We start from the raw sequence: 21142 nt of genomic DNA, 5'->3' as shown, positions 1-21142 counted from the left end.
CGGGAGTCCCTTGATGCTGCGCACCATGTTCAAGTCCAAGATCCACCGCGCCACCGTCACCCAGGCCGACCTGCACTACGTGGGATCGGTGACCATCGACGCGGACCTGCTCGACGCCGCCGACCTGCTGCCCGGTGAGCTCGTGCACATCGTCGACATCACCAACGGCGCCCGGCTGGAGACGTATGTCATCGAGGGCGAGCGCGGCTCCGGTGTGATCGGTATCAACGGGGCCGCCGCCCATCTCGTCCACCCCGGTGATCTGGTGATCATCATCAGCTACGCTCAGGTGACCGACGCCGAGGCGCGGGCACTGGAGCCCCGGGTCGTGCACGTGGACCACGACAACCGCATCGTGGCCCTGGGCGCGGACCCGTCGGCGCCGGTGCCGGGCTCGGACCAGGAGCGCAGCCCGCAGGCCGTACCGGCCTGAGTCAGAGACGGTCGAGACCAGGAGCGTGCCCGTGAGTGACATCGAGATCCGCGACGACCGGGAGGCCGGCCGCCTGGAGGCCGTCGGCGACGGCGAAGTCGTGGGCCGCATCGAGTACTTCGTTCTCGAGTCGCCCGAGCGCGCCCTGGTCCCCGTCCACACGATCGTGGAACCGGCCCACGAGGGAAAGGGCATCGCGGGCTCCCTGGCCCGCGAGCTGTACGGCATCGCCGCGCGCGAGGGCGTGGTCGTCGCCCCGCTGTGCCCGTACGTCGTCAAGTGGGCCGAACGCCACCCCGACGAGGCCCCGGCCGCCGACCTCGAGCTGCTGCGCGCGGCGAAGGAGTGGCTGGTGGCGCATCCGGGCCGGTTCTGACCCGGCCGTCCGGGTGACTGGCCCGACGCGGACCGGGTAGGCGGGGGAGAAGTCCAGGGCCGACGTCACACCAGGCTGGAGGACACGATGACGAACCCCCCGAACCCGTTCCCGGACCCGGTGCATCCGGATCCGACCCCGGGGCCCACGCCGGACCCGGCGCCGACACCCACACCGGGCCCGACGCCGGAACCCCCGCAGCCCCCGACCCCGACGCCCCCGCCGGGCCCGGGCCCGCAGCCGACGCCGGACCCGTCACCCATCCCACCGGGCCCGGAGCCGGTCCCGAATCCGGAACCGGGACCTCCGCTCAGCTGAGGGCGCCGGTCCGGCTGATGCGCCGCAGGGGCGCGGGGAACTGCGCGAGCAGCCCCCGCGCCCCTGCGCGTGCGCCTCGGACCGAGCCGCCCTGCCCGCTCAGGCGGACACCTCCGAGCGGTCCCCGCCCCACAGCGTGTGGAACGAACCGTCCCGGTCGGTCCGCCGATAGGTGTGCGCCCCGAAGAAGTCCCGCTGCCCCTGCGTGAGCGCCGCGGGCAACCGCTCCGCACGCAGCGCGTCGTAGTAGGCGAGCGCCGCCGCGAAGCCCGGAGTCGGCACCCCCTGCCGGGTCGCCGCGACGATGACCTCACGCCAGTCGTCCTGCGCCTCGGCGATCTCCCGCGCGAACGTCTCGTCCGACAGCAGGCTCGGCAGATCCGCGCGGGCGTCGTACGCGGCGCGGATGCGGTCCAGGAACGCGGCCCGGATGATGCAGCCTCCGCGCCAGATGGCGGAGACGGCACCCAGGTCGATGTCCCAGTCGTACTCCTCGCGCGCGGCCGCGATCTCGTGGAAGCCCTGGGTGTACGACACGATCTTGGAGGCGTACAGCGCCTGCTCGACCCGGTCGGCGAACGCGCCCGCCTCCGCCTCGCTCAGCGGGGTGGCCGAGGGGCCGGCGAGGCCGCGGGAGGCCTCCCTGAGCGCCGCGTGCCCGGACAGCGACCGGGCGAAGACCGCCTCGGCGATGCCCGACACCGGAACGCCCAGGTCGAGGGCGATCTGCACGGTCCAGCGGCCGGTGCCCTTCTGCTCGGCCTGGTCCACCACCACGTCCACGAAGGGCTTGCCGGTCGCCGCGTCCACGTGCGACAGCACTTCCGCGGTGATCTCGATCAGGTAGGAGTCCAGCCGGCCGGTGTTCCAGGTCCGGAAGATCTCCGCGATCTGCGCGGGCGTGTACCCGGCGACATCGCGCAACAGCTGGTACGCCTCGCCGATCAGCTGCATGTCGGCGTACTCGATGCCGTTGTGCACCATCTTCACGAAGTGCCCGGCGCCGTCGGCACCGACGTGCGTCACGCAGGGCGCCCCGTCCTTCGCCTTCGCGGAGATCTTCTCCAGCATCGGGCCCAGGGACTCGTAGGACTCCTTCGAGCCACCCGGCATGATGCTCGGCCCGTTGAGGGCGCCCTCCTCGCCGCCGGAGATGCCGGTGCCGACGAAGTGGATGCCCTTGTCGCGGAGCTCGCGCTCGCGGCGCCGGGTGTCGGCGAAGTGCGCGTTGCCACCGTCGATGATCATGTCGCCGGGCTCCAGGAGCGGGGCGAACTCCTGGATCACCGCGTCGGTCGGGTCGCCGGCCTTGACCATGATGACCAGCCGCCGCGGCCGCTCCAGGGCGGCGACGAACTCCTTGGCCGTCTCGGCGGCGATGAAGTCGCCCTCGTGCCCGTGCTCCTCGACGAGGGCGTGCGTACGGGACGCCGTCCGGTTGTGCACCGCGACCGTGTAGCCGTTGCGGGCGAAATTGCGGGCGAGGTTACTGCCCATGACCGCGAGGCCCGTGACGCCGATCTGCGCTGTAGTGCTCATACCGTCTGCTCCCAAAGCCAAAGATCCAGTGGATCGCGTGGGTCGTGTACCGGTGGTGCCGGGTGATGCCGGCCGTGCTGGTTAGCAGCCTACGCAGATACGGATCGGGGGCCCTGTCGTGTTCAGCTAGAACAGGGTGTCCGGGAGGACGACCGAGGCGCTGCGGGGGAGCGGATCGTCCTCGCGCAGGCGCAGGACCGCCCGCGCCAGCAACCGGACATGCTCCACGTAGTCCCGCGGTGTCAGGGCATGGCGGAAGTCGATGTTCTTCCGCTCGGCCACGTGCGGCGGGGGGAGGACGTCGCCCACCAGGACGGGGATCAACTGCTGGCGTTCGGCCCGCTGGGCGGCCAGGTTGTACTCCTGCAAGGCGTACTCCGACCGGTTCCACGCTGTGCTCACCACCGGCACCACCGTGTCGGCGTTCCGGAGACCGGCCTCCAGCCGCGAGGGCCAGTGGTCTCCCGGCTGGAGCTCCCACTCGTCCACGAACACGGTCAGCCCGAGCCGTTTGAGGTTCTCCGCCAGAGCCAGCGTCCAGTTCGAGTCCGCGTGGGCATAGGACAGATAGACGTCGTAGCGACCGCCCCTGGACGAGTGCGGCTCCAGCGACCGGGAGTCCTGCCGGATGCGCGAGGCGATGGCACGCGCGGCCTGGGGCAGCGTGCCGTCCTCCAGGTTGAACACCTGGAGGGACTGCGCGAGGCGCGGCAGATTGCGGATGGCCTGCGAGGTGGTGACGACGGGAAGGGCGAGCCGCTCGGTCGACGCGTTGACGGAGTGGCGCAGGAAGTGGCTGGTGTCCTGGTTCTGGAGCGGGTCGTCGCCGTCCTCGTCCACGATCATCACCAAGTGGCGGCAGGCGTCGATGATCCTCGTCCGGCGGTCCGGGAAGTCGGCCGCGACCCGCGTGCTCAGGCCGTTCTCCCGCAGGAGCAGCTCGAAGGCCCGTCCGAGCTCCTCCGCCCCGCTGCTGTGGCTGATGAACACGTCGGCCTCGTAGTCCCGGCGAGCGGCCTGCCGCGCGGTCTCCACGTACGAGTCACGGTTGTCGATCAGCAGGCCCACGTCCTCCAGCCGGCGCGCCAGCAGCGCGGCGAGGCTCGCGACGCTGTACGTGACCTGCTCCGCGTTGCGGGGGCTCTCGCTGAGCGCGGGCAGCAACTCGCCGAAGGACCAGACGGGGAAGTAGGGGATCGTCAGGCGTTGCAGCAGCTCCCCCGCGGAACTGCCCCGCGGGGCCCAGTCCCGCAGCCGCGGCTCCACCCGGTCGGCCAGCCTGCGCCGCCACGTCTCGCCCTGCTCGTACTCGGGCTGCGCGTCGAACCGGCTCAGCAGCGGCACGGTCAGCAACCGGGGCCGGTCGTACGGCAACCCGTCCCTGGCCTTCATGGCACGGTCGACGATGTCCAGCACCCCGTCCACGTTCTGCTGGTTGGCGGTGAAGGCGAAGACCAGCACATCGGGCACCTGAGCGGTGCAGATCCCGCCGGCGTCGGTGATGCCCGTGCGGCTGTCGACGAGGACGAGGTCGTAGTTCCGCATCCACGCCTCCCGCCAGGACTCCAGCGTCGCGCCGAAGTCGTGCTCGTCGTACAACGCCTCCCAGTCGACCTGCTGCAGGCGCGAGATGTAGGTGGCGTCGTCCTTCCGGCCGGCCGTGATCAGGCTCAGGGGGGCGCTTTCCGGGAGCCGGACCATGGTGCGGTGCCGCAGGGCGGCGGTGCGCGCCAGCTCAGGCGACTCGCGGGCCTCCTCGATCATCTCCAGCAGACCGGCCCGCGGCGGGGCGACCAGGAACTCGTCGAAGTAGTACGACAGCCCCGGCGCCTCCAGATCCCAGTCCACGCACAGCACGCGGTAGCCCCAACGAGCCAGCACCACGGCCGTGTTGGCGAGCGCGAAACTGCGCCCCACGCCGCCCTTGTAGGAGTAGAACGTAACGATCTGTCCGGTGTCCATCACGCTCCAAAGCGGGGGAGGCGGCCGCGCAGGGGAGTGTCGGGCAGCGGGGGTCTGAGGGCGGGCCAGTCGGGGCTCCACTCGGGAACCTCCGTCAGCCGGACGGCGATGAGCTCCGCGAGGCTCTGCACCTCCCGGTGGAAGTGCGGATACGCCTCGGATTCCACGTACTTGGGGTACGGCACGTTGTAGTTCTTGAACTGCTTGTGGAGTTGGCGCCGCTGTACCTCGTCCGGGAAACTCGTGCCGTCCGCGAAGACCACCGGAAAGATCAGCCCGTTGTTGTTCGCCTGTTCCTCCCGCTTCTCCATCGTCGCCCATTCCGCCCGGCACCAGGGCGAGCGGAAGTAGGGCGCGGACAGCACCGGGACGAGCAGCTTGCTCCTGCCGAGCGAGGTGGCGAGCTGGTCCGGCCACGGCTTGCCGATGTGTTCGTCCAGCTGCCGGTCGATGAATATCTCGGCCTTGCCGATCTCGTCCTCGAGGCAGCGTTTGAGGGCCGGATAGAAATGGTTCCAGACCCACTCGCAGACGTTTCCCGCGCTTCTGCTGTAGCTGACGAACACGTCGAACTCGTATTCCACCGCCGCCCCGTTCACCTGCGCAATCCTGCGGATGGGACGGAGTGTAGCCGTCGGCGTGCCCCCAACGGGCCGTTGCGGGAACGGCATTCGGCACGACGCGGCCGATTGCCGTCTTGTCATGGCCTGTTCGGGGCGCTTACTTTTGGCCCTTCCGACGTCTGTCGTAGGGGGACGCTCCATGGCCGTACGCGGCCGGCACCGCCGGTATCAGCCGAACAGGATCAACCGCGCCTCGCTCACCGTCACGGCGGGCGGCGCCGGAATGGCGATCCCCCTCATCGGCGCCGGAACGGCGCAGGCGGCCGACGTGGACACCTGGAACAAGGTCGCCGCCTGCGAGTCGAGCGGCAACTGGAGCATCAACACCGGCAACGGCTATTACGGCGGACTCCAGTTCACCCAGTCCACCTGGGAGGCCTTCGGGGGCACCCGGTACGCCCCGCGCGCCGATCTCGCCGGCAAGGACCAGCAGATCGCCGTGGCCGAGAAGGTGCTGGACGGGCAGGGGCCGGGAGCCTGGCCGACGTGTTCGGTGCGGGCCGGGCTGACGCGGGGCGGCGGCACCCCCGGCGTGCATCCGGCCGGGGGCACCAAGGCCGCCGTCCCGGACGTGCAGCCGCAGACCACGCCCCAGTCCAGGGCCGGTTCCGCCGAGATGTACACCGTCGTCCGCGGCGACTCCCTGTCCGGCATCGCCGAGCGGGAGGACGTCCGGGGCGGCTGGCGGGGCCTCTACGCCGCCAACCGGAAGACCATCGGGGCCGATCCCGACCTCATCCTGCCGGGGCAGCGGCTCAGCCTGCGCGGCAAGGCGGCCACGAGCACGACGCAGACGTCCACGTCCACCGCGCCGGCGAAGGAGAAGTCGGCTTCCGAGGAGACCGGTCACACCCTCGTCGCCCCGGTCGACGCCCCCACCGGCACCCCGTACCACAAGGCCGGTTCCGCCTGGTCGAAGGGCTATCACACCGGCGTCGACTTCGCCGTCCCCACGGGCACGTCCGTGAAGGCGGTCGCCGCGGGCCGGGTGGTCGCCTCCGGCTGGGCCGGGTCGTTCGGGTACCAGGTGGTCATCCGGCACTCCGACGGGCGCTACACGCAGTACGCCCACCTGTCCGCGATCTCCGTGAAGAGCGGGCAGAGCGTCGGCGCCGGGCAGCGCATCGGACGCTCGGGGTCCACGGGCAACAGCACGGGCCCGCATCTGCACTTCGAGGTGCGGACGGGACCCGGCTTCGGTACCGATGTCGACCCGGTCGCCTATCTCCGGGCCGGCGGGGTCAGGGTCTGACGTCAGGATCAGGACCCGACCCTCAGGATTTGACCCTGGTGCGATGCCGGTCGAGGACCGGCATCGGGATGTAGGAGGCGCCGTAGAGGGGGCCGACGTAGAAGATCGGGTGCTCGTCGGCGGCCTGCGCCCCGGCGTCCTCGCCCGGCTGCGCCGCCGGGACGAGCACTTCCTCCAGGGCCGACTCGGCGGTCGCGACCAGGACGTCCTCCCGGACCGCCGACTCGGCCGCGGCGACCAGGGCCTCCTCGCGGGCCGCCGTCTGCGCGGGCAGGGCCGCGAGCAGCTCCGCCGCCGAGGCGGGCACCTGTACCCGCACCTCGTCGTCCCGGACGATCCGCGGCGGCTCCAGCGCCTCGGGCTGGGCCGGCAGGCGCACCGGCTGCGGCTCGGGGACGGACTCCGTGCGGGCGATCCGCTCCGACGTCAGCAGGATCAGGCCGCCCGCCGCCACCACTCCGCAGCTCAGGGCGAGCGCGGTGCCCGTGGTGCCGTAGCGGAACGTCTCGCCGAACATCGTGATGCCGACGACGGCCGCCACCACCGGGTTCACGACGGTCAGCGTGGCCAGCGGTGCCGCGAGTCCGGCGCCCCGGTAGGAGGCCTGCGACAGCAGCATGCCGGCCGTGGCCAGGACGCCGATCACCGCGAGGGAGGGCACGTCGGCCACCGAGACGCCGCCGGTCCAGTCGACCGCCACGGTCTTGGTGAACACCGAGGACATGCCGAACGCGATGCCGGACGCGGTGGCCAGCAGGATGCTGCGCACCGCCGGGTGACGGTGGGCCGCCCGGCCCGCGATCATCAGGGCCACGACCACGGCGCCGGTCACCGTCGCGACGGCCACCCGCTGGGTGGTGTCCAGGGACTGCGCGTCGGAGGCGCCGACCAGCGACAGCAGACCGGCGAGGCCCACGGTCGCCATGATCGCGCCGCGCCACGCGGTGGCCCCGGCCCTGCGGCCGACGAACAGCGCAGCCATGGGCAGGGCGAAGACGATGGTCAGCGCGCCCAGCGGCTGGACCAGGCTGAGGGGGCCGTACGCCAGCGCCACCACGTGCAGCAGGCCGCCGAGGCCGTTCAGCGCGACCGCCGCCCACCAGCTCGGCCGGCGCAGCGGCGCGAACTGCTGCTCGGGGGAGGACACCGCGACCTGCTCCTGGACGATCGCCCCGCCCGCGTAGGCGACGGCGGAGACGAGCGAGAGGACCACGGACAACGCGAGGGCGCTCATCAGCAGCTCCTCTGCGTGAAGCGGGGTTGGTCACCCCGGCGCGGCGAACGGTCGGCTTCCATGTGCAACACGATGCCGTGAAATGCCATTCCCGTCGTCGTACCTGAGCACGCAATGGGTCCTACTGCCGATGGAGTACTACGGAGGGTCAGTCCTCCCCAGGGTGGGTGACACTGCCCGCGGCCCCCCTGGTGGCGCCCCCTAGGGGCCTTGGTACTACTGCTCCTCGTGGACCTCGACGCCGATCTCGCCGCGCTCCGCCCGCTCGGCGGCTTCTTCCTACTACGCACGGCCGCACCGCCGCGTTCAACGCTGCCGACCCTCGCACGCGCGTATGGCATCGAAAAATCGGACGTTTACGAAGAATCCGTGACTTTTCGTGTCCAGAAGGTGGCCGACACCCTGCGGGTGTCCGAGCCGCGGGTCGCCGCTTCGATCGCCCAGCAGGGCCTCGCGGCCCGGCTGTGGTCGGCGGCGCTCGGCTGCGCCGTGCTCTACGGCCACGTGCCCGACCTCGACGCCCGGCTCCTGCACTGGGACCCCGACGGCAGCGCGCCCGACGACCTGTGGCTCACCGAGGTGCGCCCGCTGCCCGGCGACGCGGGCACCCTCGCGGCGGTCGTCCTGGAAGGGCACCTGGAGCCCCTGGCGGCGGCACTGCGCGCCCGGTACCGCCTCGCCCCCGGCCTGCTGCGCGGCAACGCCGCCTCCGCGCTCGCCGGAGCCGCCCGCCAGCTGGAGGGCTGGGCCCGCGCGCACGCCCGCCCGGAGGCCGCCGCCCGCACCCGCGCCCGCACCGCGGAGCTCCTCGCCCACCCCCTGCTCGCGGGCGCCGGAACCCTGACCGGTGCCGCGTTCCGGCGCCGCAGCTGCTGCCTCTACTACCGCGTCCCCGGCGGAGGCGTGTGCGGCGACTGTTGCTTCGCGCGACCCCCGCGCTCTTCCCCGCGCGCCGCATCTGGGTGACCATGAAGGGCAACCAGCCGCTGAGAACAGGGGGTTCCGGGTGCGAGTGGGCCTGCTGACCCGGGAGTACCCGCCGGACGTGTACGGCGGCGCGGGCGTCCATGTCGAGTTTCTCGCCCGGGAGTTGGCCTCCCTGGTCGACGTCGAGGTGCACTGCTGGGGCGAGGGCCGCGGCGTGGGCGTGGTACGCCACCGCCCCTGGCCCGCGCTGGACACCGCCAACGACGCGCTGCGCACCTTCTCCGTGGACCTCGCGATGGCCGCGGGCCTCGAAGGCCGCGAACTCGTGCACTCCCACACCTGGTACGCCAACCTCGCCGGCCACCTCGGCAAGCTCCTGTACGGCGTCCCGCACGTGATGACCGCCCACTCGCTGGAGCCGCTGCGCCCCTGGAAGGCCGAGCAACTCGGCGGCGGCTACGCCCTGTCGAGCTGGGCCGAGCGCACCGCGATCGAGGCCGCCGACGCGGTGATCGCCGTGTCCGGCGCCATGCGCGAGGACATCCTCAGCTGCTACCCGGCCCTCGACCCGGCCCGCGTGCACATCGTGCACAACGGCATCGACACCACCCTCTACCGCCCGGACCACGGCACCGAGGCCCTCACCCGCATCGGCCTCGACCCGGACCGGCCGTTCGTGCTGTTCGTCGGCCGCATCACCCGCCAGAAGGGCGTGCCCCATCTGCTGCGCGCGGTACGGGACATCGACCCGGCCGCCCAGGTCGTGCTGTGCGCCGGAGCGCCGGACACCCCGGAGATCGACCGTGAGTTCCGGCAGCTGTACGAGGAGTTGAGCCGGGCCCGGGAGGGCGTGCACTGGATCCCGCAGATGCTGCCCCGCCCGGATGTGATCCAACTCCTCACCCACGCGGCCGTGTTCGTCTGCCCCTCGGTGTACGAACCCCTGGGCATCGTCAACCTCGAAGCCATGGCGTGCGGAACGCCCGTGGTGGCCTCGCGCGTCGGTGGCATCCCGGAGGTCGTCGACGACGGCAAGACCGGGCTGCTCGTCCCCGTGGACGACGACTTCGAGCCGGCGCTGGCCCGCGCCCTGGACTCCGTCCTCGGCGATCCGGAGGGCGCCCGGCGGATGGGCGAGGCCGGACGGGAGCGCGCGGTGGGGGAGTTCGGCTGGGACGCGGTCGCCCGCCGTACGGTGCGGCTCTACGAGGAGATCCGCAAACAGGCGTAGTGCGCCCCGGGCAGGGGCAGGCATGGGTCACAACCAGGGTGAGGGGAGCGACCATGCGTCGTGGCGGACCTTCGGTGCTCGGGATCGTACTGGCGGGCGGGGAAGGCAAGCGCCTGATGCCCCTGACCGCGGACCGCGCGAAACCCGCGGTCACCTTCGGCGGAACGTATCGCCTGGTGGACTTCGTCCTGTCCAACCTCGTCAACGGGGACATCCTGCGCATCTGCGTCCTCACGCAGTACAAGTCGCACTCGCTCGACCGGCACATCACCACCACCTGGCGGATGTCCAGCCTGCTCGGCAACTACGTCACCCCCGTCCCCGCCCAGCAGCGGCTCGGTCCGCGCTGGTACCTGGGCAGCGCGGACGCGATCCTGCAGTCCCTCAACCTCGTCCACGACGAACAGCCCGAGTACGTCGTGGTGTTCGGCGCCGACCACGTGTACCGCATGGACCCGCGCCAGATGCTCGCCCAGCACATCGAGAGCGGCGCGGGCGTGACGGTGGCCGGGATACGCGTCCCGCGCTCGGAGTCCTCCTCGTTCGGGGTGATCACGCCCGGCTCGGACGGACTCACGGTCCACCGCTTCCTGGAGAAGCCCGCCGACCCGCCCGGCCTCGCGGACGACCCGGAGTGCGTCTTCGCCTCCATGGGCAACTACATCTTCACCACCAAGGCCCTGATAGAGGCCCTCCAGCGGGACGCCGAGGACGAGCACTCCGTGCACGACATGGGCGGCTCGATCCTGCCCCAGCTCACCGAGCGCGGCGAGGCCCAGCTGTACGACTTCAGCGCCAACCACGTCCCCGGCGAGACCAACCGTGACCGCGGCTACTGGCGGGACGTCGGCACCCTGGACGCCTACTACGAAGCCCACATGGACCTCATCGCCGAGCGCCCCGCGTTCAACCTCTACAACCGGCAGTGGCCCATCTACACGCACTCCGGCCAGCTGTCCCCGGCCCGCTTCAACGCGGGCGGCATCGCCGGCGAGTCCATCATCAGCGCGGGCTGCCTCATCCGGGGGCAGGTCACGCGGTCCGTGCTGTCGCCCGGGGTGGTGGTCGACCCGGGGGCGGTCGTGCAGGGGTCGGTGCTGCACGACAACGTCAAGATCGGGCGGGGCGCCGTGGTGCGGGGCGCGGTGCTCGACAAGAACGTGGAGGTGCCTCCGGGCGCGACCATCGGCGTGAACCCGGAGCGGGACGCCGAGCTCTACACGGTCTCCAAGGGCGGGGTGATCGCACTCGGGAAGGGCCAGCAGGTGTCCTGACCTCGTCGTCCCCTTGCCGTCCGGTGCTCCGGTGAATCCTGGGACGCGGATGGCTGGACTTAATCTGCTGTTAACTGTGCGTAGCTTGATCGTACTTGACCGTAATCGCCAGAGGGCGATTGACTGCTTGCCCACCCGTCGTCGACGCGAGGCAAGCCATTGACTTCTGACCTGCTCGCCCCTCTCGACCTGGCGTTCTGGAACATCGAGTCCGCCGAACACCCCATGCACCTGGGCGCCCTCGGCGTCTTCACGGCGCACTCGCCCACCGCGGGCGCCCACGCGGCCGACCTGCTCGCGGCCCGGGCCGCCGCGGTGCCCGGCCTCCGGATGCGCATCCGGGACGTCTGGCAGCCGCTGTCCTTCGGAGGGGCGACCCGCGAGCCCGCCCCCGACTTCGACCCGCTGGAGCACGTACGGCTGCACGCGCCCACCGCCGACTTCCACGCCGACGCCGGCCGGCTCATGCAACGCCCGCTGGAACGCGGCCGGCCCCCGTGGGAGGCGCACGTCCTGCCGGGGGAGGACGGCGTCTCCTTCGCCGTGCTCTTCAAGTTCCACCACGCCCTGGCCGACGGTCTGCGCGCCCTGACGCTCGCCGCGGCGATCCTGGACCCGATGGACCTGCCGGCCCGCAAGCCGCGGCCCGAGGAGCCGTCGAGGGGCTTCCTCCCGGACGTGCGCAAGCTGCCGGGGCTGGTCCGCGGCGCCGTCTCCGACGTGGGCCGGGCCCTCGACATCGGGACGTCCGTCGCGCTGTCCACGGTCGGCGTACGTTCCTCCTCGGCCCTCACCGCCGAACCGAGCGGTACCCGGCGCACCGCGGGCGTGGTCGTCGACCTCGACGACGTGCACCGCGTCCGCAAGTCCCGGGGAGGGACCGTCAACGACGTCCTCATCGCGGTCGTCGCGGGCGCCCTGCGGCGCTGGCTCGACGACCGCGGCGACGGCAGCGAGGGCGTCGCGCCCCGCGCCCTGATCCCCGTCTCCAAGCGCCGCCCGCGCAGCGCGCACCCCCAGGGCAACCGGCTCTCCGGCTACCTGATACGGCTCCCGGTCGGCGACCCCGACCCGCTCGCCCGCCTCGACACGGTCCGCGCCGCCATGGACCGCAACAAGGACGCGGGGCCGAACCGCGGCGCGGGTGCCGTGGCGCTGCTCGCCGACCACGTCCCCGCCCTGGGCCACCGGCTCGGCGGCCCGCTGGTCAGCCAGGCCGCCCGGCTCTGGTTCGACATCCTCGTCACCAGCGTCCCGCTGCCCGGCCTCGGCCTGAAGCTCGGCGGCAACCCCGTCACCGAGGTGTTCCCCTTCGCCCCGCTGGCCCGGGGCCAGTCCCTGGCGGTCGCCGTCTCCACGTACCGCGGCCACGTCCACTACGGCCTGGTCGCCGACGCCGAGGCCGTGCCGGACCTGGACGTGCTGGCCCAGGCCGTCACCGAGGAGGTCGAGACGCTCATCACCGCCTGCGAGGCTTGACCTCCTTCGTTTTTGGAGGACCGGCCCGGCGCTCCGTAGAATTCCCCGTTCGAAAGCGGACGCGGTCGGAGCGCCGCACGGGGCAGCAGGGAACGGCAGCGCGATGACGGTGACAGAGGACGGTTCGGCGATCACGGGCCAGGCCGTGGACGAGGTCGTGTACGGCCCCGGGATCGACCCCGAGCGGCTGGCCGTCTGCCTCAGCGTGCTCGAGGAGCTCGACAAGCTGGAGGTCGACCACCCCGACGCGATCGCCGTGCGCCGGGCCACCGCCGGCGTGTACCGCACCGTCAAGCAGCGCCGCCGCCAGGAGCGCCGGGCCGCCAAGACCGCCCATGACAAGGCGGTCACCGAGGCCACCGCCACCGGCTCCGCCCAGCGCATCGACGACGAGACCGAGGGCATCCTGCCGTCGTCGATCACCGAGGAGGGCCGGATCGCGGGGATACTCCAGCGCCCGCGCTCCTGCTACACCTGCAAGACCCGGTACGTGGAAGTCGACTACTTCTACCACCAGCTCTGTCCGGACTGCGCCCGCCTGAACCGCGGCAAGCGCGACGCCCGCGCCGACCTCACCGGCAAGCGCGCCCTGCTCACCGGAGGCCGCGCCAAGATCGGCATGTACATCGCGCTGCGACTGCTGCGCGACGGCGCCCACACCACCATCACCACGCGCTTCCCCAAGGACGCCATCCGCCGCTTCAAGGCCATGGACGACTCCGGGGACTGGATGCACCGCCTGGAGGTCGTCGGCATCGACCTGCGCGACCCGGCCCAGGCCGTCGCCCTCGCCGACCAGGTCGCCGAGGCCGGCCCGCTCGACATCCTCGTCAACAACGCGACCCAGACCGTACGCCGCCTGCCGTCCGCGTACGCCGCCCTGGTCGAGGGCGAGAGCGCCCCGCTGCCCGCCGGTGAGCTGCCCGCCCACCACGTCATCGGCGCCTTCGGCTCCGGCGCGGTCGACGGCCTGGCCTCGCTGCCCGCCGGGATCTCCGGCCTCGACGCCCAGCAGGTCGCCGACCTCGCGCTGGTCGCGGGCAACGCCAGCGTCGCCAGGCACCTCGACGGCACCGCCATCGACGCGGGCGGCCTGGTCCCCGACGTCGTCGACACCAATACCTGGGTGCAGACCATCGAGCAGATCTCCCCGGTGGAGCTGCTGGAGACCCAGCTGTGCAACTACACGGCGCCGTTCATCCTGATCAGCAAGCTCCGCCCGGCCATGGCCGAGGCCGCGAAGAAGGCGGCGAGCGGTCGGGCGTACGTCGTGAACGTCTCCGCCATGGAGGGCGTCTTCGGCCGCGGCTACAAGGGCGCGGGCCACCCGAACACCAACGCCGCCAAGGCCGCCATGAACATGGTCACCCGGACCAGTGGCCAGGAGATGTTCCAGACCGACGGCATCCTCATGACGTCCGTCGACACCGGCTGGATCACCGACGAGCGACCCCACTTCGACAAGCTGCGCCTGGCCGAGGAGGGCTTCCACGCCCCGCTGGACCTGGTCGACGGAGCGGCCCGGGTCTACGATCCGATTGTGCGCGGCGAGCAGGGCGAGGACCTGTACGGCGTCTTCCTCAAGGACTACGCGCCCGGCAAGTGGTGACGCGCAGGCCGTGAGGTGTGTCCCGGCGCCCACAGGGGAACCCGGACTCTCCTGAGTACCGCGCCAGGAGTGAGTCATGGCCAGTCCCCACAGCATCGATCCGCGGGCGCTCAACGACCCGCGCAACCACTACCCGACCGACGAGGAGTTCTACGCGAGCGACCGTCCGGCCCGTCCCGTCCTCCCGGAGGACCGGCCCCGCGGCGGCGCCCACGATCCCTACAAGCACCCCTGGACCTGGGGCACGATCGCGCTCGTCGCGTTCGTCGTGCTGATCGTCCTCATGGGGATCGCGCTCTTCCCGTGACAGAGATCCGCTGTCAGGCCCGCGGCGGCGCCGCGGACCGCAGCCGGTCGTGGACGGCGTACCCGCCCGGGTGCGCCGCCCTGACCCGCGTGCCGCCGTCCACGAGCAGATCCGCGCCGGTGACCCACTCGGCGGCGTCCGAGGCGAGCCAGACGACGGCCCGCGCCACGTCCGCCGGCTCCCCGATCCGCCCGAGCGGCAGCCCCGCGGCGACCTCCGCCTCGCCCGGCTCCCACACGAAACGGGCCATCTCGGTGCGCACCAGTCCGGGGGAGACGGAGTTGACGCGCACGCGCGGGGCCAGTTCCCCGGCGAGCTGTCGGGTGAGGTGGCGGAGCGCCGCCTTGCTGGTGCCGTAGGCGCCGACGTGCGGCCCGACGTGTGCGGCGCCCTCCGTGCAGATGTTGATCACCGAGCCGCCGTGCTCCCGCATCCAGGCGCGCCACGCGTACTGCACCAGCCGCAACGGCGCCTCGACGTTGACGGTGAACGCCGTACGCCAGGAGTCCGGGTCGACGTCCATCAGCGGGCCGAACGGCTGATTGGTCGCCGCGTTGTTGACGACGACGTCGATCCGCCCGAACGCGCGCAGGGCCAGCGCGGCCACCTCCGACAGATGGGCGGGGTCGGCCACACTGCCCGCCACACCGATGCCGCCCAGCTCGGCGGCGGTCCGCCGGACCGCGTCCGCGTCCCGGGCCGTCACGCACACCAGCGCCCCTGCGTCGGCCAGCTGCCCGGCGACCTCGCGCCCGATCCCGCGCGTGCCGCCGGTGACGACGGCGGCCTTCCCACCCAGTCCGTACGACGACGTCATCGGCGAACCGTCTCATGACGGGGCGTCAGATGACAGGGGTCTCGGCCAACGGGACCTGAACCGTGCGGCCGGGGCGAGGTGTCCTCGAAGGCGCGACCGGGCGCGTAGGCCGAACGAGTGAGCTTGCGCGTAGGGCATATGAGGGCAAACATGCACATAGAAGGCCCAATGAACACGGGCGACTTGTGATGGTTACCCCTTGTTTTCAGCCCCATCGAGCGCGCCCCTGCTCATTTGGTTAGTCTGTAGCGGACGGACAGCAGTACGGGGTCCCACCCACACCCACGGTCCGTCCTGGGGCAAGCCGGTCACCACGGCCTGCACTCATCAGAGTTACCGGCGCCACCGCGTCCGAACTGTTTTCGACTCAGACCCGAGCGGGCGTCCGGCGCCAGGCCTCATCCTGGCTGGTATGCCCCGAGGGTGACCCGACACATAAGGAGTGCGCGGTGACACCGGAGAAGACGAATCGCGAGCAACGCCCCAAGGAACGCACGGAGCGTGCCGGCCGCAGGCCCGGACAGCTCGGCAGCCTCGACGTGTGGGCGCGGTCCGCCCCCATCCGCCTCGCGGGCTACGAAGAAGACCTGGCCGAGCCGCACATCCTGCCCAGCGTGGACTGACGCGGGCGGTCTTCGTCGCGATCGCCGACGGCAGGGGCGCGCGAGCCGCACGCCCCTGCCGAGCACAGAAGCCGCGGCCGGGAACCGGCCGCGGCTCCCGCCTGTCCGGGGCCGCGTTCGCCCGCGCCGGCCGGACTCAGTCCAGCGGCGCCGTCCGCTGCCACGGCTGCAGCTTCTCCAACTGCTCCGCCGTCTCCAGCAGCAACGCCTCCGCGCCCGGACGGCCCACCAGCTGTACGGCACAGGGCGCGCCGGACGGCAGCGTGCCGAACGGCACCGACATCGCGGGCCAGCCGGTGAGGTTCCACGGCGGGGTCATGGGCGAGTAGTTGGTGTTGGCCAGGACGTTGCGGAGCCAGCCGCGCTCGTGCCAGGGCGCCGACGCGGGGGAGCGGCGCGCCAGTGCCGGAGTGAGCAGGACGTCGTACTCCTCGAAGAACGGCTCCAGGCGGCGGCGGAGCTCCTCGCGGCCCCTGCCGGTGCCGACCCGCTGCACGAAGCGGCGTCCGACCGCCGCGTGGACCCGGGTCCGACGGGTCAGCCGCGCCGGGTCCAGGCCCCGCACGTCCTCCGACGTCCCGGCCGTCCAGTGGGCGAGCGAGGTCAGGCTCAGGGACACCGGGTACGACGGGTCGGCGCGGCGCACCTGGTGGCCGGCCTTCATCAGCACCGCCGCGGCCTCCCGGGCGGCTGCCTTGTAGGGCGCGGTGACCGCGATGCCGGCGATCGGGCTGCGCAGCGAGACGGCCACCTTGCGCATACCGGGCTCGGGCGGCCGTGCGAACTCCGTGTCCGCCAGGACGCCCAGCATCAGCCGCGCGTCCTCGACCGTCGTCGCCAGCGGCCCGTTCTCGGACATGCCGAACCAGTCGCCGTCACTGACGCCGGCCGGGACCACGCCGTGGCCCGGCTTGATGGTGACCAGGCCGCAGTTGGCCGCCGGGATGCGCAGCGAGCCCATGCCGTCGTTGCCGAGGGCGATCGGGGTGAGGCCGGCGGCGACCGCGGCCGCGCTGCCGCCGGAGGAGCCGCCCGCCGTGCGCGAGGGGTCCCACGGGTTGCGGGCGGTGCCGTGGACGCCCTCGGTCGTCCCGAAGACACACAGTTCGGGCACGTTGGTCAGGCCCACGACCACCGCGCCGGCCGCCCGCAGCCGGGCCACCGTCACATGGTCCTCCGCCGACGGGGTGTCGGGCGTCGCGGCCGAGCCTATGCGCTTGGACTCACCGCGCACCGCCAGATTGTCCTTGACGGCCACCGGCACCCCGGCGAGGGGCAGTTCGGCCAGGTCGGCGCGGGCCCCCACCTCGTCGGCCTCGGCGAGCGCCGCCTCGGCCCGCACCGTCCGGAAGGCGCCGACGCGGCTGTCCAGCCGCTCGATCCGGGCGAGGTGCTCGGCCACCACCTCGCGGGGCGTGGTCCGCTTCTCCCGCACGGCGGCGGCGATCTCGGCGGCGGTCCGGCCGGTCCAGCTGGTCACGGGTCTCTCCTCGTACTGGCGAGTATGTAGGGAGAACTGTGCCCCGGCCCGGTCTTGGAGTCGAGAGGCCGGCTCCCTTGGACAATCGCGCCGGTGTTGTTGGACTTTTCGCGAAGCGGTCGGCGCAGAGGCCCAGGTCATCCGATCAATAGGCCAACTCGACTGATTCCCGCTCCCATTGACAGCCCCTGAGGGCCGTCCAATGATCAGCCATCCGATGAATTGGAGTGGCGTGTGAGAACGTTTCCCAGACGCCGGTTCGTGGGTGTCGCCGCGGCACTGGCCCTGCTCCTGTCGCCCGTCCCGGCCCTCGCCCGGCAGCAGGCCGCAGAGCCGCCGGTCACCGTCCCGGCCCTCACCGACTGGACACCGGAATCCGGCAGTTACGTCTTCGGCACCGGCACCCGGATCGTCGCGGGCACCCCCGCCGAGACGAGAGTCGCCGACACGCTCGCCGAGGATCTGCGGGCGGCCGGGCACGGCACCGTCCCGGTGGCCGCCGGCGCGGCCCGCAGCGGGGACATCGTTGTCGACATCCAGCCGGCCAGGAAGTCACTCGGCGCCGAGGGGTACGCACTCCGCGCCGCCGGGCGGCTGTCGGTGACCGGCGCCACCGAGACCGGCGCCTTCCACGGCACCCGCACCGTCCTGCAACTCCTCGCCCAAGGCGACCGCGTCCCCGCCGGACACACCGTCGACATACCCCGCTTCACGGAACGCGGGGTCGGCGTCTGCGCCTGCTACATCCACATCTCCCTGCCCTGGCTGGAGAACCTCGTCCGCGAGATGGCGTACCACAAGCTCAACCAGCTGCTCCTGGAGCTGAAGGTGAAGAGCGACGCCCACCCCGAGGCCAACACCTGGGGCTACTACACCAAGGACGAGATCCGGCGGCTCGTCGCCCTCGGCGAGAAATACCACGTGGAGATCATCCCGGAGATCAACTCCCCGGGACACATGGACCCGTGGATCGAGAACCGTCCCGATCTCCAGCTCACCGACGCCGACGGCGCCAAGCAGCCCTCGCGGCTCGACATCACCCGGCCCGCCGCCTTCGCCTACTACGCCGGCCTGATCGACGAGTACGCCCAGGTCTTCAAGTCCCCGGCCTGGCACATGGGCGCCGACGAGTACATGCTCGGCTCCGACTTCGCCAAGTACCCGCAGATCCTCAAGTACGCCCAGGACACGTACGGTTCCGGCGCCACCCCGCAGGACGCCTTCATCGACTTCGTCAACCGCGTGCACGCCTACGCGGCGGCCAAGGGCAAGCGGCTGCGCATCTGGAACGACGGGCTGACCGGCGCCAACACCGTCCCGGTGGCGGCGGGCACGACCGTCGAGCACTGGCTGAACGTGGCGACCAAACCCAGTCAACTCATCGCCCAGGGACATCCGTTGATGAACGCCGCCTACTCCCTCTACCTCGTCCGCGGCGGCTTCCACAGCGACACCCAGGGCCTGTACGAGCAGAGCTGGGACCCCCGCAGCTTCGAGGGCGAGAAGCTCACCTCCGCCAGGGGCGTCACCGGGGCGAAGATCAGCCTGTGGCCGGACAACGGGCGCGGCGAGACCGAGAACGAGGTCGCCGGCCGCCTCTGGCCCGCCCTGCGCCACCTCGCCCAGGCCACCTGGGGCGACCCGCACCCGGACCTCACCTACGCCGGTTTCGCCGCGCGCGGCACGGCCGTCGGGCACGCTCCCGGATGGCGGGACCTGACGACGGTGCCGCTGCCGGACGGGTCGTACACCTTCCGGACGGACGGCGCGTCCTTCGACGCCGAGCTGACCCGCACCGCGGACGGCTATGTCACCCTGCGCGGCCCCTCCGGCTGCCTCGCGGTGAGCGGCGGCAAGCTCACCCTCAACGTGCCGCTCCAGCCCGGTGTCCAGGCCACCTGGGACACCTGCGCCGCCACGAACACCTTGCAGCGGTGGGAGGTGCAGCCCGTGGCGGGCGGCGGACACCGCCTCGTCAACGCCATCACACGGATGGCCCTGAGCGTGACCGGCGACGGCCGGATCGTGCAGTACCCGCCCGACCAGCACCCGCCCGCCGTATGGCAGTCGACCTGAGGAGCCCCGTTCCCATGACCGTCTCCAGACGCACCTTCGTCGCCGGCTCGGTCTCCGCGCTCGTCGCGACCGGCCTCACCGCCACCCCCGCACTCGGCTCCCCACCCCCGGCCGAGCCCGCCTACCGCATCCCCGTCAGCCCGGACGACACCCCCGACGAACTCGTCCGCAAGGCATCCCGAGTCCGCCCCACCGCACGGCAGATCGCCTGGCAGCAACTGGAGCGCACCGCGTTCCTGCACTTCGGCGTCAACACCTTCACCGGCCTGGAATGGGGCACCGGGGACGAGGACCCGGACGTCTTCCAGCCCACCGGCCTGGACACCGACCAGTGGGCCAGGGCCCTGCGCGACGGCGGCTTCAAGCTCGCCATCCTCACCGTCAAGCACCACGACGGCTTCGTCCTCTACCCCTCCCGCTACACCGACCACTCGGTGGCGAGCAGCAGTTGGCGTGCCGGGCGCGGAGACGTGCTGCGGTCCTTCGCCGACTCCATGCGCCGCCACGGCCTGAAGGTCGGCGTCTACATCTCGCCCGCCGACGAGAACCAGTACCTCCACGGCGTCTACGCCAACGGCAGCGCCCGCACCGCCCGGACCGTCCCGACCCTGGTCGACGGCGACGACCGCACACCCCCGGCGACGTACACCCTGGACGCCACCGACTACGGCGCCCACATGCTCAACCAGCTCTACGAGGTGCTCACCGAGTACGGCCCGGTGGACGAGGTGTGGTTCGACGGCGCCCAGGGCCACATCCCGCCGGACAAGGTGGAGAGTTACGACTGGGACAGCTGGTACACCCTGGTCCGCGCCCTCGCCCCGGCCGCGGCGATCGCCGTCACCGGCCCCGACCTGCGCTGGGTCGGCAACGAGAGCGGACTGGCCCGCGAGGACGAGTGGAGTGTCGTACCGGTCAAGGAGAACCAGTACGGGCGCACCGACTGGGCGCTGTCCTACGACACCCCCGACGAGGGCAGCCGGGCCGCCCTGGTCGCGGCCCAGCCGAGGACGGACCACCTCCAGTGGTGGCCCGCGGAGTGCGATGTGTCCATCCGTGACGGCTGGTTCTACCACGCCGACCAACAGCCCAAGAGCGTCGACCGGTTGACGGACATCTACTTCGGGTCCGTCGGGCGCAACTCGGTGCTCCTGCTCAACATCCCTCCGGACACGGACGGGTTGCTGCCCGCCGCGGACGTCACCCGGCTGCGCGAGTTCCGGGAGCGCATCGACCGGGAACTGCCCGAGGACCTGGCGCGCGGGGCTCGTACGACCACCTCGGAGGAGATGGTGACCGTCGACCTCGGCGCCGTGCGCGCCGTGGACCGCGTCCGGCTGGCGGAGGACATCCAGCACGGTCAGCAGATCGAGAGCCTGGTGGTGGAGGCGTACCACGACGGGGCCTGGCGCGAGGCCGCGACGGCGGGCACGGTCGGGGCGAGCCGGATTCTGCTGCTGCCGGCCGCCGTGCGGGCCCGGCGCTGGCGGGTGCGGGTGACCGCGCACCGGGGCGCGGTGCACATCGCGCAGTTCGGCCTGTACAAGTCACAGGTCTGAGCTGCCCTCGGGCGGTACGGCGG

Annotated in this window: 18 protein-coding genes; 12 read left to right on the top strand and 6 right to left on the bottom strand. The window is 72.0% G+C overall.

Going from position 1 to position 21142, the window contains the following annotated elements; all coding sequences use genetic code 11:
• Positions 1-13 precede the first annotated feature (13 nt).
• Positions 14-433 carry an aspartate 1-decarboxylase gene (panD, locus tag DI272_RS07040; RefSeq protein ID WP_109494452.1) on the top strand — a complete coding sequence of 140 codons (420 nt, stop codon included), beginning with the start codon at positions 14-16 and terminating at the stop codon, positions 431-433.
• Positions 434-464: 31 nt separating this feature from the next.
• On the top strand, positions 465-809 hold the full coding sequence (locus tag DI272_RS07035; protein WP_181387110.1) for a GNAT family N-acetyltransferase: 345 nt from the start codon (positions 465-467) through the stop codon (positions 807-809).
• Positions 810-1226: 417 nt separating this feature from the next.
• Here the strand turns inward: DI272_RS07035 and gndA are convergent, their stop codons facing one another.
• From gndA to DI272_RS07015, 3 genes are all read right to left on the bottom strand, one after another.
• Positions 1227-2666: an NADP-dependent phosphogluconate dehydrogenase gene (gndA, locus tag DI272_RS07025; RefSeq protein WP_109494446.1), complete on the bottom strand. Its 1440-nt coding sequence runs from the start codon at positions 2664-2666 to the stop codon at positions 1227-1229.
• A gap of 126 nt (positions 2667-2792) precedes the next feature.
• The gene (locus DI272_RS07020; protein ID WP_109494444.1) at positions 2793-4628 is read right to left on the bottom strand and encodes a KGGVGR-motif variant AAA ATPase; all 1836 of its coding nucleotides are present in this window, start codon (positions 4626-4628) and stop codon (positions 2793-2795) included.
• Positions 4628-5227 (bottom strand): TIR domain-containing protein, encoded by a 600-nt coding sequence (locus DI272_RS07015; protein ID WP_181387109.1) that lies wholly within the window; start codon positions 5225-5227, stop codon positions 4628-4630. Before DI272_RS07015 ends, DI272_RS07020 begins: the two co-directional genes overlap by 1 nt.
• A gap of 163 nt (positions 5228-5390) precedes the next feature.
• On the opposite strand from DI272_RS07015, the gene DI272_RS07010 reads away from it, so the two are divergent.
• Positions 5391-6503: a transglycosylase family protein gene (locus DI272_RS07010; RefSeq protein WP_109494440.1), complete on the top strand. Its 1113-nt coding sequence runs from the start codon at positions 5391-5393 to the stop codon at positions 6501-6503.
• 22 nt (positions 6504-6525) lie between these two features.
• Here the strand turns inward: DI272_RS07010 and DI272_RS07005 are convergent, their stop codons facing one another.
• Positions 6526-7737 carry a DMT family transporter gene (locus DI272_RS07005; protein WP_109494438.1) on the bottom strand — a complete coding sequence of 404 codons (1212 nt, stop codon included), beginning with the start codon at positions 7735-7737 and terminating at the stop codon, positions 6526-6528.
• Between the two features lie 210 nt (positions 7738-7947).
• Between DI272_RS07005 and DI272_RS07000 the strand changes: the two genes are divergently transcribed.
• From DI272_RS07000 to DI272_RS06975, 6 genes are all read left to right on the top strand, one after another.
• Positions 7948-8703 carry a (2Fe-2S)-binding protein gene (locus DI272_RS07000; protein WP_109494436.1) on the top strand — a complete coding sequence of 252 codons (756 nt, stop codon included), beginning with the start codon at positions 7948-7950 and terminating at the stop codon, positions 8701-8703.
• Between the two features lie 40 nt (positions 8704-8743).
• A complete protein-coding gene (glgA, locus tag DI272_RS06995; protein ID WP_109494434.1) occupies positions 8744-9895 on the top strand; it encodes a glycogen synthase in 1152 nt (383 codons plus the stop codon).
• A 53-nt stretch (positions 9896-9948) separates the two neighbouring features.
• Entirely contained in the window at positions 9949-11169 is a 1221-nt protein-coding gene (glgC, locus tag DI272_RS06990) for a glucose-1-phosphate adenylyltransferase (protein WP_109494433.1), read from the top strand.
• A 159-nt stretch (positions 11170-11328) separates the two neighbouring features.
• Positions 11329-12648: a wax ester/triacylglycerol synthase family O-acyltransferase gene (locus tag DI272_RS06985; RefSeq protein ID WP_109494431.1), complete on the top strand. Its 1320-nt coding sequence runs from the start codon at positions 11329-11331 to the stop codon at positions 12646-12648.
• 103 nt (positions 12649-12751) lie between these two features.
• Positions 12752-14257 (top strand): SDR family NAD(P)-dependent oxidoreductase, encoded by a 1506-nt coding sequence (locus tag DI272_RS06980; protein WP_109494429.1) that lies wholly within the window; start codon positions 12752-12754, stop codon positions 14255-14257.
• A gap of 76 nt (positions 14258-14333) precedes the next feature.
• Positions 14334-14564 (top strand): hypothetical protein, encoded by a 231-nt coding sequence (locus DI272_RS06975; RefSeq protein ID WP_109494427.1) that lies wholly within the window; start codon positions 14334-14336, stop codon positions 14562-14564.
• Between the two features lie 13 nt (positions 14565-14577).
• Here DI272_RS06975 and DI272_RS06970 read toward each other — a convergent pair whose 3' ends face one another.
• Positions 14578-15381, bottom strand: coding sequence for an SDR family oxidoreductase (locus DI272_RS06970; RefSeq protein WP_109494425.1), 804 nt, complete (start codon positions 15379-15381; stop codon positions 14578-14580).
• A gap of 449 nt (positions 15382-15830) precedes the next feature.
• Here DI272_RS06970 and DI272_RS06965 point away from each other — a divergent pair, with 449 nt between their 5' ends.
• A complete protein-coding gene (locus DI272_RS06965; RefSeq protein WP_109494424.1) occupies positions 15831-16004 on the top strand; it encodes a hypothetical protein in 174 nt (57 codons plus the stop codon).
• Between the two features lie 136 nt (positions 16005-16140).
• On the opposite strand, the gene DI272_RS06960 is transcribed toward DI272_RS06965, so the two are convergent.
• A complete protein-coding gene (locus tag DI272_RS06960) occupies positions 16141-17484 on the bottom strand; it encodes an amidase (protein WP_109494422.1) in 1344 nt (447 codons plus the stop codon).
• A gap of 234 nt (positions 17485-17718) precedes the next feature.
• Between DI272_RS06960 and DI272_RS06955 the strand changes: the two genes are divergently transcribed.
• Together DI272_RS06955 and DI272_RS06950 are read left to right on the top strand one after the other, a co-directional pair.
• Complete coding sequence (locus tag DI272_RS06955) at positions 17719-19560, top strand: family 20 glycosylhydrolase (RefSeq protein ID WP_109494420.1); 1842 nt, start codon at positions 17719-17721, stop codon at positions 19558-19560.
• Between the two features lie 14 nt (positions 19561-19574).
• Entirely contained in the window at positions 19575-21119 is a 1545-nt protein-coding gene (locus DI272_RS06950; protein ID WP_109494418.1) for an alpha-L-fucosidase, read from the top strand.
• The last annotated feature ends 23 nt before the right edge of the window (positions 21120-21142 follow it).

Source organism: Streptomyces sp. Act143, assembly GCF_003143935.1.
In the GTDB taxonomy this organism is placed as follows: Bacteria; Actinomycetota; Actinomycetes; order Streptomycetales; family Streptomycetaceae; genus Streptomyces.
The sequence above is the reverse complement of the archived record's forward strand: the minus strand, read 5'-3'. Positions and strand labels throughout refer to the sequence as shown.

Coding starts and splice junctions, on each gene's coding strand:
- panD (WP_109494452.1), top strand. CDS start 14: ATGCTGCGCACCATGTTCAAGTCCAAGATCCACCGCGCCACCGTCACC.
- gndA (WP_109494446.1), bottom strand. CDS start 2,666: ATGAGCACTACAGCGCAGATCGGCGTCACGGGCCTCGCGGTCATGGGC.
- DI272_RS07020 (WP_109494444.1), bottom strand. CDS start 4,628: ATGGACACCGGACAGATCGTTACGTTCTACTCCTACAAGGGCGGCGTG.
- DI272_RS07010 (WP_109494440.1), top strand. CDS start 5,391: ATGGCCGTACGCGGCCGGCACCGCCGGTATCAGCCGAACAGGATCAAC.
- DI272_RS07005 (WP_109494438.1), bottom strand. CDS start 7,737: ATGAGCGCCCTCGCGTTGTCCGTGGTCCTCTCGCTCGTCTCCGCCGTC.
- glgC (WP_109494433.1), top strand. CDS start 9,949: ATGCGTCGTGGCGGACCTTCGGTGCTCGGGATCGTACTGGCGGGCGGG.
- DI272_RS06980 (WP_109494429.1), top strand. CDS start 12,752: ATGACGGTGACAGAGGACGGTTCGGCGATCACGGGCCAGGCCGTGGAC.
- DI272_RS06975 (WP_109494427.1), top strand. CDS start 14,334: ATGGCCAGTCCCCACAGCATCGATCCGCGGGCGCTCAACGACCCGCGC.
- DI272_RS06970 (WP_109494425.1), bottom strand. CDS start 15,381: ATGACGTCGTCGTACGGACTGGGTGGGAAGGCCGCCGTCGTCACCGGC.
- DI272_RS06950 (WP_109494418.1), top strand. CDS start 19,575: ATGACCGTCTCCAGACGCACCTTCGTCGCCGGCTCGGTCTCCGCGCTC.